Source organism: Arthrobacter cryoconiti (assembly GCF_020905375.1).
Lineage (GTDB): Bacteria > Actinomycetota > Actinomycetes > Actinomycetales > Micrococcaceae > Specibacter > Specibacter cryoconiti.
Genome location: NZ_JAJJBU010000013.1, coordinates 171413 through 184622, shown reverse-complemented (window position 1 = coordinate 184622; position 13210 = coordinate 171413). Strand labels below are relative to the sequence as shown.

The 13210-nt window shown below is 59.3% G+C and carries 12 protein-coding genes and 1 pseudogene; 2 read left to right on the top strand and 11 right to left on the bottom strand.

The window, feature by feature from the left end; translation table 11 throughout:
• The 5 genes and pseudogenes from LOH53_RS07465 to LOH53_RS07445 form a co-directional block, all read right to left on the bottom strand.
• On the bottom strand, positions 1 to 235 hold a 235-nt coding region (locus LOH53_RS07465), incomplete at its 3' end, for an FAD/NAD(P)-binding protein (RefSeq protein ID WP_230067100.1).
• 34 nt (positions 236 to 269) lie between these two features.
• Positions 270 to 1034 (bottom strand): annotated as a pseudogene (gene cobA, locus LOH53_RS07460) (uroporphyrinogen-III C-methyltransferase); the annotation flags it as partial.
• 217 nt (positions 1035 to 1251) lie between these two features.
• Positions 1252 to 2157: an ABC transporter permease gene (locus tag LOH53_RS07455; RefSeq protein WP_230067099.1), complete on the bottom strand. Its 906-nt coding sequence runs from the start codon at positions 2155 to 2157 to the stop codon at positions 1252 to 1254.
• Positions 2150 to 2926: an ABC transporter ATP-binding protein gene (locus LOH53_RS07450; protein WP_230067110.1), complete on the bottom strand. Its 777-nt coding sequence runs from the start codon at positions 2924 to 2926 to the stop codon at positions 2150 to 2152. Before LOH53_RS07450 ends, LOH53_RS07455 begins: the two co-directional genes overlap by 8 nt.
• 2 nt (positions 2927 to 2928) lie before the next feature.
• Complete coding sequence (locus LOH53_RS07445) at positions 2929 to 4089, bottom strand: ABC transporter substrate-binding protein (RefSeq protein ID WP_230067098.1); 1161 nt, start codon at positions 4087 to 4089, stop codon at positions 2929 to 2931.
• A 5-nt stretch (positions 4090 to 4094) separates the two neighbouring features.
• Here LOH53_RS07445 and LOH53_RS07440 point away from each other — a divergent pair, with 5 nt between their 5' ends.
• Positions 4095 to 4268, top strand: a complete 174-nt coding sequence (locus tag LOH53_RS07440) for a hypothetical protein (RefSeq protein WP_230067097.1) — start codon at positions 4095 to 4097, stop codon at positions 4266 to 4268.
• On the opposite strand, the gene LOH53_RS07435 is transcribed toward LOH53_RS07440, so the two are convergent.
• Positions 4263 to 5267 carry a GTP pyrophosphokinase gene (locus LOH53_RS07435; protein ID WP_230067096.1) on the bottom strand — a complete coding sequence of 335 codons (1005 nt, stop codon included), beginning with the start codon at positions 5265 to 5267 and terminating at the stop codon, positions 4263 to 4265. The two genes, LOH53_RS07440 and LOH53_RS07435, sit on opposite strands and share 6 nt — an antisense overlap.
• Before the next feature lie 160 nt (positions 5268 to 5427).
• Here LOH53_RS07435 and LOH53_RS07430 point away from each other — a divergent pair, with 160 nt between their 5' ends.
• Positions 5428 to 7533, top strand: a complete 2106-nt coding sequence (locus tag LOH53_RS07430; RefSeq protein ID WP_230067095.1) for an HNH endonuclease signature motif containing protein — start codon at positions 5428 to 5430, stop codon at positions 7531 to 7533.
• Positions 7534 to 7577: 44 nt separating this feature from the next.
• Here the strand turns inward: LOH53_RS07430 and LOH53_RS07425 are convergent, their stop codons facing one another.
• The 5 genes from LOH53_RS07425 to LOH53_RS07405 all read right to left on the bottom strand — a co-directional run bounded on the left by LOH53_RS07425 (position 7578) and on the right by LOH53_RS07405 (position 13142).
• On the bottom strand, positions 7578 to 8948 hold the full coding sequence (locus LOH53_RS07425; protein ID WP_230067094.1) for a sulfate adenylyltransferase subunit 1: 1371 nt from the start codon (positions 8946 to 8948) through the stop codon (positions 7578 to 7580).
• Entirely contained in the window at positions 8948 to 9856 is a 909-nt protein-coding gene (cysD, locus tag LOH53_RS07420; RefSeq protein ID WP_230067093.1) for a sulfate adenylyltransferase subunit CysD, read from the bottom strand. Before cysD ends, LOH53_RS07425 begins: the two co-directional genes overlap by 1 nt.
• On the bottom strand, positions 9853 to 10566 hold the full coding sequence (locus tag LOH53_RS07415; RefSeq protein ID WP_230067092.1) for a phosphoadenylyl-sulfate reductase: 714 nt from the start codon (positions 10564 to 10566) through the stop codon (positions 9853 to 9855). Before LOH53_RS07415 ends, cysD begins: the two co-directional genes overlap by 4 nt.
• Entirely contained in the window at positions 10563 to 12305 is a 1743-nt protein-coding gene (locus LOH53_RS07410) for a nitrite/sulfite reductase (protein ID WP_230067091.1), read from the bottom strand. Before LOH53_RS07410 ends, LOH53_RS07415 begins: the two co-directional genes overlap by 4 nt.
• 129 nt (positions 12306 to 12434) lie before the next feature.
• Complete coding sequence (locus LOH53_RS07405) at positions 12435 to 13142, bottom strand: sirohydrochlorin chelatase (RefSeq protein WP_230067090.1); 708 nt, start codon at positions 13140 to 13142, stop codon at positions 12435 to 12437.
• Between the last annotated feature and the right edge of the window lie 68 nt (positions 13143 to 13210).

The following is a 13210-nucleotide window of genomic DNA, read 5'->3' as shown; positions in this document are numbered from 1 at the left end:
GATCCGGAGCAACCCCATACCGAATCAGACCATACGGAGCCGGGTATCGGTCAAAGATATCAATCGCCAAGACCAGGCCGTTGTGCACTTCCTGACTCTTCGTCAGCATGTCTGCAGCATAAACTCCGGCGGGACCTGCGCCGATGACGGCGATGCGCAGCGGGCGTTCTTGCGTGCCACGGGGTGCATCGCTAGGGTTCGTCACGGGGGCGTTCAAGGACACAACTGTGCTCATTTCTGTCTTTTTTGTACAACGGCTATGGATAAGTCTAAGAGAAATTGCTGACGGTTTCCCGCGTGCCGTAGTGTGCCACCGCCATCATGGCGGGGGCCAACGGGCTAACCCGCACCACATCCCCGACGACGACCACAGCTGGGTTGCGCACTCTATCCGCCTGGGCTTGAGCGACTATGGTCCCGAGCGTACCAATAGTGACGCGCTGGTCCTTTGAGAAGCCGTTTTCAATGATGGCCACCGGGCACTGCGCGCCGCGATTGGCCGCCGCCAAGATCGGAATAGAACGGTTAAGCGTGCCTACTCCCATGAGCAGTACCACCGTGTGCTCACTCCCCTGCGGGACGTTGGCCAGATCCTCATGGCCGCTGATCACGGTGAACGCCTTAGCCAAACCGCGGTGTGTCAGCGGGATACCGGCCGCCGCGGGAACACTCACCGCACTGGTAACTCCGGGAACAACTTCCACCTCCACGCCATTTTCACGGCAGGCGATGGCTTCCTCTCCGCCGCGCCCCAGCACGTACGGGTCCCCTCCCTTGAGGCGCACAACTCTTTTTCCAGCCTGCGCTTCACGGACCAGAATCGCGTTGATTTCCACCTGTGGGACGGGATGGTGGCCAGGGGTCTTACCAACCTCGATAATCCGCACATTTGTCCCAAGAGTTGCCAAAAGCCCGCGAGGGCCCAGCCGGTCCGTTACGACGACGTCGGCCATTTCCAGCAACCGTTGACCACGAACAGTGATCAAATCAATGGCGCCAGGGCCGCCACCGACCAAGGCCACGGAACCAGCAGTTAACTCCCCCAAGTGCCCAAAACGCTTCAACCGCCTACGCGGATCTGTGTTGTTATTCCCGGCAAGGGAAGCTCGTCCAAGGAGCCCACGCAAGGTGCGGTAGAAATCGTCAAGTGCCATAAATTGACCCTAGGGAATGGAAAGAGGCAAGTTCAAGATGTTCGTTACACCGGTTCACGCAACGTCACGTCACGACACACTGACTCGGCGTTAGCGTCTACCGCGTGCTGCCTACAAGCAGCCCACGCCCACGCAGAAGTCGCTTCTCCAGCGGAGCAAACACCAACAGTTCCACAGCGATGCCGATGGCCAAGATCATCAGGATCGCGGAGATAACAAATCCCATGTCGGAGAGTTGGCGTCCTTGCTCTAGCAAGGAACCCAGCCCAAACCCGAGTGTTCCACCCATGGCAATAATTTCCGCTGCCATCAGCGAACGCCAGGCGAACGCCCAGCCCTGTTTGAGTCCCCCGACATAACCTGGCAGCGCGGCAGGAAGCACCACGTTGACCGCCATTTCCCATCGGGAAGCCCCTAAAACCTGACCCATGCGACGGTAATGCGGCGGAATCTGGTCTACCCCGGCGACTAGACCGTTGATGATGGACGGGATGGCACCCATGAACATCACAAAATACACGGTGGCATCGCTTAGGCCGAACCAGATGATGGCTGCCGGAACCCATGCAACCGATGGCAATACCTGAAGGCCCGACACCAGAGGGCCGAAGGCGCGGCGCAGCAGACTTACTTGAGAAAGAAGGAGCCCCACCGGTGTGCCAACCAAGATGCTGACGGTGAACCCTATGACTCCTCGTTGCAGCGAGGTCCAGATGGCTTCCTGTGCCGTGCCCTCTTGCCAGAGGACTCCCACAGCGCCAAGGACATCCAACGGTCCGGGCACGAGATCCCGACGTCGCAGCCCCAGGGAAACGTAGATCTGCCAGCCCAGGACAAGGACCACCAAGGCAGCAATGGGAAGGAGTACACGGGTCAGATCCACCCGCTTGCGGTAGGCGGCCCTGGTCTGGAGAGAGTCCAGCCCTGCTTCTAAGGACCGGTTCGAATCCTCTGCACCCTTCAGGGCTGTGCCGAGTGATTGGGACCCCGAAGTTTCAGGCATGACGGCGGATCTCCTCGCGTAGTTTCGCCGTGATTTCCTCCGTCAGTTCCGCCGCTTTCGCGCCGTCGCGGCGGTGCTCGGGCGAAACCTCCCACTGTGCCACCACCGTTCCAGGACGGGACGAAAGCAGCAGCACGCGCTGTGCCAAACGCACAGCTTCGCGCACATTGTGAGTCACAAAGATGATGGTGCGCTGGGTTTCTCGCCACACCCGTTCAAGCTCGTTATGCAGCAGATCGCGCGTGATGGCGTCCAAGGCCGCGAAGGGCTCGTCCATCAACAGCAAAGGGCGGTCCTGGGCCAACGATCTGGCCAGGGACACACGCTGACGCATCCCTCCGGAGAGCTCATGGGGGCGTTTATCAGCCGCGTGCGCCAAATTCACCAGCTCAAGCAGTTCCAGAGCACGGGCCCGACGTGCTTTCCTACCCACGCCGCGAAGTTTCAGCGCCAATTCCACATTTTCCCGTGCACTCAGCCAAGGAAAAAGAGATGAATCCTGGAACATGAACGCGGCGCCATCCACAGGAACCTCCACGGCTCCTGTGGTGGGGACATCCAGCCCGGAAATTATATTGAGCAACGTTGATTTTCCGCAGCCCGACGCCCCCAATAACGCCACGAACTCACCCTGGCGGACTGTGGCATTGACGTTCTCTAAGATCGCTGCGTCGACACCATAATGTTTGCCAAGGTTTTCCAGGACGACGACGGGCGGCTGGTCTGGGAGCGTGGCCTCTTGTGTGGTTTCTACCGCCAGTCCAAGCAGCGTCACTCTGTCCCCAATCCGGCTGCGCTGACAGGTATTTGCCCAGCGGCAAGCAGCACCCGGTTAAGCGGGCGCAGCTCGAAAATGCCTGCAATGTCCGCCGGTTTGCTGACCTTGACATCCACACTGTGCTCCAAGAGTTTGGGGAACGTCTCCGCGAGTGGATCCGCAGAAAAATGCAGCTGATCTAGCGATCTCTCGATCACCTTTTGACTAAGTGGTTTCCCAGCCACATCGCTTATCCCCGCGTTGATCACGGAGGCTGCGTCCTTGTGGTTTTTTTCCAGCCATTGAATGGACTCCACATGAGCCTTCAGTAACGCGTCCACCGTCTGCGGATGGGCAGCTAAGAAGGACTTATTGACAACTAGTACAGTTGTACTAAATTGACCGTTATCCCATAGTTCGGCCTCATTGACCAGTACCTTCGCCCCAGCCTCCAACACCAAACGTGAGGCCCACGGCTCAGGCAACCATGCGCCGTCGAGCTTACCGTCCGTAAAGAGCTTGAGGGTCGATGCATTGTCCGTGGGATTAATGCGAACGTCCCCACTCCCGTCCGGCGAGGTGGCGAGCCCGTGTTCCTTCAGCCAGGAGCGCAGGGCTACATCCTGGGTGCCGCCCAGCGCAGGAGTGGCTAGAACTTTCCCTTTAAGCTGATCCGCGGAGGTGATGGACGCCCGCACCACCAATTGGGCGCCACCGCTGGTAACCCCGGCAATGACGCGCAGGGAACTGCCGTGGCTTTGGACATAAGAATTAGTCGCAGGGTTTGGACCAAGATAGGCGGCATCAATGGCACCCGCATTGAGTGCCTCAACTGCCGCCGGGCCAGCGTTGAACACCTGGGTCGCGATTTTGGTAGTACCCAGGTCCGCGGCGAAGATACCTTTTTGCAAACCGACGATCGCTGGTGCGTGGGTGACGTTGGCGAAGTAGCCCAACCTCAGGGTTCCGGCAGCGCTGGGCTCCACCGGGGCGCCGTCGTCCGGTCCCAAGCTGCCGCTGGCGGTGACGGAAGCGACAGCAGCACCCGTTCCTATCAAGGCCACCAGTGCGAGGACGGCGATGATCTCCACGAGACGAGTCGTGTGCGTCGGCTTCTCACCAGCAACGATCCGTTTGGTTTTGACCTGTGGTGGTCGTTCAGGCGTTTTTGTCATCGTCCATGTCCTTGGCGTTTGGCGACGGTGCTGGCGGCTTTGCCAAAGTAGTCAAGGTCAACGCTAGAGAAATGTATGAAGGCTCTTCAACGCTTGTGACACCCGGGGTCATGCAGCTTCACCGGGCGTCACACACGGCACGTCTTATCGGAGCCCAGGAAAAGGCTCACGCGCTATGAGCTTCCGGAACGAAGTCGGCGCAATCGAAACCGCAACTTCGCTTCTCGGTTAAAGTCGCTACCAATGTTTTTGCTCGAGTCAATATAGTCCTCGCCCAAAGTTTTGAGCAGGAGGTCATCGACCACCCGGACCTGGCCCGGCATGAACCGATACCCCATGGCCTGCGCCACTGTGCGAGCGTCAATATCCACGAGCCAAGTTTCAAGAGACGCCACGCTGGCAAACCCATTGACGGCCAGCACCTTGACCAGCCAGTGGTACTGGCCGGCTTTGCTGTGTGGATAGGCCGGAAATACCCTGTCCAGCAACAGTTGAAGCGAGTCTGCCTCTATGAGCGCCGAGTCACCGGCGGCACTTTGGGACTGTATCCGCTTAAGGATGTCGGAGATGTTCACAAACTGCTGATCTGCAAGCTCGATCAGCGTGGAAGCCATGGTGAACGCACGGCTTATCTCGGCGTTGTCCACATGAGTGCCCTTAAAGCGAATGTCATGTTCAAATTCCGCCCAGGCATGCTGGAGCACTGTGCGTAATTGCACTTCAAAGCGTTGACCCCTGTAGCTTTCGCACCCGACGGGAGGATTTTCCGCGGGTACTTCCAAGGTCAGATGACGGCCCGCGTAGCCAATCCCGCCACTTTTACGATTAACGGCGGTTTTGTCCTCGTCATCGAGGCAGATGAACTGGCTAGTCAGAGCAATAGCAACAGCGTTAATATCCGTCTCCACGAAAAGGATGACCCGAACACCAATTAAGTCATCGAGTCGGCTTGGTCCACCGGGATAGCGCAGTTGCCCCGCTTTGTCCCGTCGACTCAGCTTTTCTTGCGCTGACTGCGGCGTCTTAACCCGGGCGCGAACATCATGATGGTTCAAGCCGTCGTCTCTGAGTCTCGCAACAATGCACTGCCTAATGGCCTCAGCAGCGGCCTCATATTCCGGACGCCGGTTAGCAAAGGCCGCTATATCGGGGCTGATTTCACCAATTGGCTCGGCCATGGTCACATCCTTCACGTCATCGCCGGATTTGGCTACAACTCTACCTACCTAGGCGCGGTCCATCCCTCGATGAAATTGCGTCATAAGTGACCCGCATAGAAATAGAATATAAGTACACATAACTATATTATTTCTAGTACAAAAGGACTATAATTGTCATATGAGTAGTCCGGAGCGGTTCCCCGGAATTTCGGGTATCCCTGCCACCTCACCCAGTGCGGCGGCCATCATCTCCGCCATGACGCTTCCCTTCATTGAACCTTTCTCTCCAGACCCTCGGATGCTGGCAAAATTACCTGATTTCGCACTTTTCCCGATGAAGTCTGTGGCGGTCATTGCACCCGAACCGGTCCAGGCCCAGACTCAAGCGCCACCATCTGGCAACACCCCGGCCCGGGGTCAGGCCCGGCCCGTACTCAACAAGGTTGATCTGGCACGTGCAGTCATCGATGACTGCACGGATGTTTTGGCCGCCCTCAAAAAACTCGAAGACACGACAGCGGCATGCAAGGCCGCCGTGATCGAACGGATGAGCTCAGCGGCGGAATTGGAAGCCCGTGCACTGAATTTTGATTCTTGGCAAAGGGACGGCTCCAGTCTGGTAATACGAGCCGAGGTTGCGACCACGCTGGTAATCAGTGAAAGCGCCGCCGGTAGCTTGATCGACTATGCCACCATCTTGGTCCGGGATCGGCCGGCCACATGGGCCAGCCTGGCGTCAGGGAAACTGTCCTGGAGTCATGCCATAGTAGTAGCCCAAGAAGCCAGTACGCTGCGCTCGGCAGGAGTTGAAGCCGCCGCCATTACCGCCTACGAGCAATCACTGCTGGAGCGTTGCGCCGGGTCAACTCCCCCTCAATTCCGAGACAGAGCGCGCCGTCTTCGAGAGAAATCCCATCCAGAGTCCATCGACGTGCGCACCCGGAACGCATACGCCTGCAGGAAGATGGAAACTCAGCGTGGCAGGGACGGAATGTCATGGTTGAGTCTGTATCTGCCGGCACCCACTGTGGAAGGCATTTGGGAACAAACAACCGCACTAGCCCGTGCGTCACAGGGAACCACTGAACAACGAACACTGACGCAACTGCGCGCAGACGTTGCCGCGACGCTGCTGCTGAGTCAGTCGCTAGTCAAGAACCACCTACACCCCGGCCCGCCTGCACACACGCCCGGTCCCGCCGACGGTGTCTACCACGGAGGCGACGGTCGGGATGCTGAATGTGACGACGCCCGCGACGCCGGCGACGGCACCGACTACGCTAGGCGCGACGCCGCCTCCAACGCTGGCGGCGACACAGGACACAACCCCGCCTCCAACGCTGGCGGCGAGTACTCCAGCCAGCGGAATAACGAGATCCCCACCGCAACCGAACCGGAGTGCGGATTAGCGGCCGGGTACTTTGACGGCAGTTATTTCAGTGCCAGTGACCCCTGGGAAAACGAGATTCTCTGCGGATCGACCCTCCCCGGAATGACCAACCAGGAAACGTCATCTTCGGTCCAAGGCAATAAACAGGACGAAGTACAAAACCGTGTAAATAGACCTAAGCCGTCGGCACGGGTACTGCCGCCCATGCCTGATGTTCGGCCCGTTCTCACCATTCCCATGCTTTCCCTTCTGGGGCTAAGTAATGCCCCGGCCCAGTTGGAGGGTTACGGTCCTCTCGGCATGGATGTCGCGAAACGGTTGATGGCCAAGGCCCCCTCGTTTTACCGAGTGTTTACCGATCCCATCACCGGTGAGGCACTAGCGCTGAACCCTGATTCCCGGAGGGTCAGTAAGAAGATGCGAATCTTCCTGCGCTCTGAGGATGAACTCTGCGCGTTTCCCGGCTGCACTAGTAAAGCTTCCCAAGCCGACTACGACCACATCACCGCATGGGCTCAGGGCGGGCGGACTATCTGGGAAAACGTAGAGCCGCTCTGTCCTAAGCATCATAAGATCAAACATTTCAAAGACGACAGGACCCGAAGTGGAGCTGTCCGTCATGATCAATCACCGCAACGGGCGTCCATAAAGCTTCGCGGCTGGACCCCCGTCGGGACGGACGCCGGCCGCCCCGGATGGATCTCGCCGAGTGGACGCTATTTCCCGCCCGAACCTCGCGAAGTCCAAGCACCGCAATACCCCAGGTGGCTAAAGACGCGGATAACTCAAACCTTCCAAAACCTTCCTCAGGAATCCCACTGCACGGCGAACTTGAGCGGTCCGATCGACCTCAGCTTGGCCGAAGCCCTATTCTCTGCCTACTCTGCCGGCTGAACGCCTTTCGAAGTAGCCACTTCCATCTGGCCCAACTCTCACCCCTAGTCGCGCAGATTCTCCTTTACGAGACCCGCAGCTAGAGTGTTGCCGTCCTGCGGATCTATCACCAAGAATGCACCGGTACGTCGATGAAGTGCATACGTCTCGATCGGCAGCGCCGAAGATAAGCGGATTTGAGCTGTGCCAATGTCATTGAGTTCCAGTACCGAGGCGGCCTCATAGCCAAAGGTATCTAAATCAAGTTTCCCGATCACCGCTCTGATCAAAGCCTGCACCGTTTTGCTGCCATGTTTGATCAACACCTTGGATCCTTCACGCAGAGGTTTGCTCGAGAGCCAGCACAGCTCAGCATAGAGATCCTGACTGACCTCGCCAAAGGTACCCGTGGCAGCTATGACATCTCCGCGAGCAATATCAATCTCCTCACTCAGGCGCAAGGACACAGATTGTGGTGCCACCGCCCGCTGCAACGACTGGCCGGCAAAATCGATCCCAATGACGGTAGCGCTCCTTCCCGACGGTAGGACGGTGATCTGTTCACCAACAGACACGGATCCCGACGCCAACTGCCCGGCATAGGCGCGATAGTCGCGGAAGTCGCGGCGATCGCGGAGGGGGGCACCGGCGTCGTCCGCTACAACAAGCTCCGGCGCCAACGCACCCTGGGGGCGTATCACCAACTGGACGGGGAAGCGCAACGGCTCCAGTCCGCGTTCCACCTCATCGGTAGTAGGCAGGGTTTCCAGTACGTCCAGCAGGCTGGGTCCCGTGTACCAGGGCGTATGCGAGGAGCGATCCACCACGTTGTCTCCCTCCAGCGCTGAAACGGGCACCACCACCAGTTGGGGCAGACCAATCTCAGCCGCCACAGACTGCAGGTCAGCCTCGATGGCGCGGAAAATGTCCTCACGGAAGCCGACCAAATCGATCTTGTTGACTGCCACCAACACGTTGGGCACGCGCAGCAGTCGCAGCACCGAAAGATGCCGACGGGTCTGCTCCAACACGCCCTTGCGGGCATCTATCAGTACGACGACGGCATCAGCGGTCGAGGCCCCCGTTACGGTGTTCTTCGTGTATTGGATGTGTCCGGGGCAATCCGCAAGGATAAAACTGCGCCGGTTCGTCGTGAAATAGCGGTAGGCTACGTCTATGGTGATGCCTTGCTCCCGCTCGGCGCGCAAGCCGTCAGTCAACAACGCCAGATCGATCCTTTGAGTGCTACCGTTCTCGCCCCCGAAGCCGCGCGTCGCCGACGTGCGCGTGACAGCATCCAGTGTGTCCGCCAAAATGGCCTTGGAATCGTGGAGCAAACGGCCCACCAGGGTGGATTTCCCATCATCCACGGAGCCCGCCGTAGCGAAACGGAAAAGAGTTGCATGGGCAAGGGGTGTTTCGGTGACTGTACTCATTAGAAATAGCCGTCCTTCTTGCGGTCTTCCATGGCGGCCTCGGAAATGCGGTCATCCGCCCGGGTAGCACCACGTTCGGTGAGGGTGGAGGCAGCGACTTCGCGCACCACATCATGGACGGTGACAGCCTCGGATGCCACAGCACCGGTGCAGGACATATCACCTACTGTGCGGTAGCGAACCTTTTTGAGCATCACCTCTTCGCCGGGGCGTGGTGCGCTAACTTCTCCCACAGCACGCCACATCCCATCCCGGGAAAATACTTCGCGTTCATGGGCGAAGTACAGCGATGGTAATTCAATCCCCTCACGGCCGATATAGCGCCACACGTCCAGTTCAGTCCAATTGCTAATCGGAAAGGCCCGCACATGCTGACCCACTGTGTGGCGGCCGTTGTACAGATTCCACAGCTCCGGGCGCTGATTGCGCGGATCCCACTGTCCAAATTCATCGCGAAGGGACAGAATTCGCTCCTTTGCGCGAGCTTTATCTTCGTCGCGGCGTCCCCCACCAAAAACGGCGTCGAACTTGTTCCTTGCAATGGCATCCAGCAGCGGCACAGTCTGCAACGGGTTGCGGGTGCCGTCCGCCCTTTCGGCGAGTTCGCCGCGGTCTATGAACTCCTGTACGGAACCAACTTCCAGATGCAGGCCCAAGCGTTCCACCGTGCGGTCGCGAAACTCGATGACTTCGGGAAAATTATGGCCGGTATCAACGTGTAGCACCGGGAATGGCACCCGTCCTGGCCAGAACGCTTTCGTGGCCAGGTGCAACATTAAGACTGAATCCTTGCCGCCGGAGAATAGCAGCGCGGGGCGTTCAAATTCGGCAACCACTTCACGAATAATGTGAATGGCTTCGGACTCAAGCAGATCCAAAGATGTCAGTTCCATGGTCTGAGTGCTCATAGGTGTAACCCGCATTCTGTTTTAGACGTGCCAGCCCAGCGTCCGCTTCGCGGATCATCGCCAAGCGCCACTTTTTGGGTGCAGGGTGCGCAGCCGATGGACGGATAGCCTTCGCTCAGCAAGGGGTTGATGGGTAAGAGGTTCTCCGCTGAATACTCCGCAAGTTCCTCATAGCTCCAGGTCACTAACGGGTTGACCTTGACCAGGCCATTCTTCTCATCCCAGCTAATGTGCGGCGTTTTGGTACGGGTGGGAGCTTCGTCGCGACGGACGCCGGTAAACCACAGTTCATAGCCAGCCAGCACCTTGTGCAGCGGCTCCACCTTGCGCAGCGCACAGCAAAGCGCGGGATCGCGGGCAAAAAGGTCCTTGCCCACGAGCGAATCCTGCTCGCTCACGGTTCGTTCAGGTAGCACGTCCACCACGTTCACGCGCAGGTTCGCGGCTACCTCATTGCGCGTGGCGTACGTTTCCTGGAAGTGGTATCCCGTGTCCAGGAACAGCACGTCTACCCCGGGCAGCGCCTCGGCAACCAAGGCTGGCAGGACGGCGTCGGCCATGGAACAGGCGACGGCGGATGCCTGCGTTGCGAAGTTCCGCGCCACCCAGGCGATGATCTCCTGCGCGGATGCATCCCAGGCCAATTCCGCTGCCCCGGACTCGGCGATTGCCTGCAGTTCGGTATGAGAGCGGAGCGTCGTCACAGTCATTTCAGCAACTCCTCATCAACCCGGTGGGCGAACTCGGCGAAGGTCTCATCCGCCAGCTTGTTGGCCACGTAGCTGCGAATGACGCGCTCCACGTAGTCGGGCAGGTCCGGGATGGCCACCTTCAGACCGCGAACGGTGCGGCCCAAGCCGGCCTCCTCACGGTTGTGCGAGGACAAGCCCCCGCCTAGGTGGACCTGAAAACCTCCTGTTGTGCCGCCGTCGTCCGTGGGGACAATGATGCCCTTCAGGCCAATGTCAGCCGTTTGGATGCGCGCGCAGGAGTTGGGGCAGCCGTTGAGGTAGAGCGTGAGCGGCTCATCGAGTTCCCCGGCGTCTACGAGGTCAGCCAGGCGCTCATCGAGCTCGCCAATGATATTGATGGCCGTGTCTTTCGTGTTCACAATGGCCAACTTGCAAAACTCGACCCCGGTGCAGGCCATGGTGTTGCGGCGGAAGACGGACGGCCGGGCGGACAAGCCAAGCTCATCCAGCCCGGTAATCACTGCCTCCACGTGGTCCTTGGGAATGTCCAAGGCGATGATCTTCTGCAGCGGGGTGGTGCGCACACGGTGCGAGCCATGGGCTTCCAGGAGGTCCGCCAGCGCGAGCATTCCGGTGCCGGAGAAGCGACCCACGCACGGGGCTGCGCCGATAAAGAAGTTGCCGTCCTTTTGCTCGTGGACCCCAACATGGTCACCGTTGACTTTCGCTTTGGGCGGGACCACGCCGTAGGGCAGCTTGTGGCCCAGGTATTCATCTTCGAGAATCTGGCGGAACTTCTCCGCACCCCAATCCTCCATCAGGAACTTCAGCCGCGCCTTGTTGCGCATGCGCCGGTAACCATAGTCGCGGAAGATGCTGGTGACGCCCTCCCACACGGCGGGGCCTTCCTCCGGCGGCACAAACACGCCAACGCGTTGGGCCAGCCGGGGTGCGGTGGAGAGCCCGCCACCCACCCACAAGTCGTAACCGGGACCCAGTTCCGGGTGGCGCACGCCAACGAATGAAATATCGTTGATCTCGTGGATGGTGTCGTGGTCCGGGTAGCCGGTGATAGAAGTCTTGTACTTGCGCGGCAGGTTGGAAAACTGGGGGTTGCCAATGAACCGCTCACGCAGTTCCGCCAAGAAACCGGTGGGGTCAATGATCTCCGCTTTGGCAATTCCTGCCACCGGGGAACCAAGCATGCCGCGGGGCACATCGCCGCAGGCCTCGGTGGTTTGCAGGCCGGCCGCTTCGAGGCGTCGCCAGATCTCCGGGACGTTCTCAACCTCGATCCAGTGGAACTGGATGTTCTGGCGGTTGGTCAAATCCGCCGTGTTGCGGGCAAAGTCAATGGAAATTTGGCCAATGACGCGCAGCTGCTCGGTGCTGAGCTTTCCGCCGTCGGTCCGCACTCGCATCATGAAGTAACTGTCCTCGAGTTCATGCGGCTCCAGGGATGCCGTCTTACCGCCGTCGATCCCCTGCTTGCGTTGGGTATACAGCCCCCACCAGCGGAAACGGCCGTGCAAGTCATCATCACTGATCGAGTCAAAGCCCTGCTTGGAGTAGATGGTTTCAATGCGGTGGCGCACGCTCAGCCCGTCGTCCTCCGCTTTGAACACCTCAACGGGGTTTAGCGGCTCCTTCCCATCCACCGCCCACTGTCCATGCGGCTTGGTCGCCGGACGGGCGCGAACGGGCCGGGCGGGGGTGGGTCCGGGCGGTGTGGGTCCGGGCAAAGCTGTCTGTGTCATGAAACGAGCGTAGGGTGCCCGGGGTGGGGAGCGGACAACGGATGCAACGCTGGTTCACCCGGGGCAATATTTCGTCACACCCGCATATTTGCCGACGTTTGTGGGATGACTATTTGGTGGACAGCACCCCTACATGTCCTTGTGCTCACTCTGCGCTCCGGCTTTCACCGCAGCATCAAAGTGCTCCAGCGCCAACTCTGCCACCAGCATGGAAGGCAGCAGCGGTTCCGAAATGAAATCAGCTCCGGAGTGGGCCAGCTGGCCATGAAAATATCCCGGTGCCAATAGATATGACGCCACGGCCACCCCCGTAGAACCTGCCGCGCGTAATGAAACCACAGCCTCCGGAATACTCGGCGTGGCATTGGCTCCATAAGCGGCAAGCACCGTTTCAGATCGGTATACAGAGAGAAAGGCCGCTAGGAGTTCGATTTGTTCGGCGGCCTCTGGGCGCGAAGAGCCAGCCGCAGCCAACACAATCCCCCAACCGGCAGGTAGCGCTCCTAGTCTTTCGTGCAACAACTTAGCTAGTCGCGGGTCCGGCCCCAGCGGTGCGCTGGCACTGGTACCTGGCCTGCTCGCCACCGCATCTGCGATGTCCACTTGCACGTGATAGCCCACCGTGAGCAGAAGCGGAACGACCACCGCCTCCGCGTCATTGGCCAATCCTGCCAGCACATCTGTCAGGGACGGTTCTTGGACATCCACATACGCTTCCAGAACCGTTAGCTCGGGGCGGAGTACTGCAATAGTGCCTATCAGCTGCTTTATGCGGGCCCTGCCCACAACATTGTTGGTGCCGTGCGCGCAGGCGATCATGACGGTGGGCTGAACCATGCTGTGTCCTTACCAAATGTTGTCCCTACCAAGCTGTACTGTTTGCAGAAACTGGGCCGGCGCGGTGG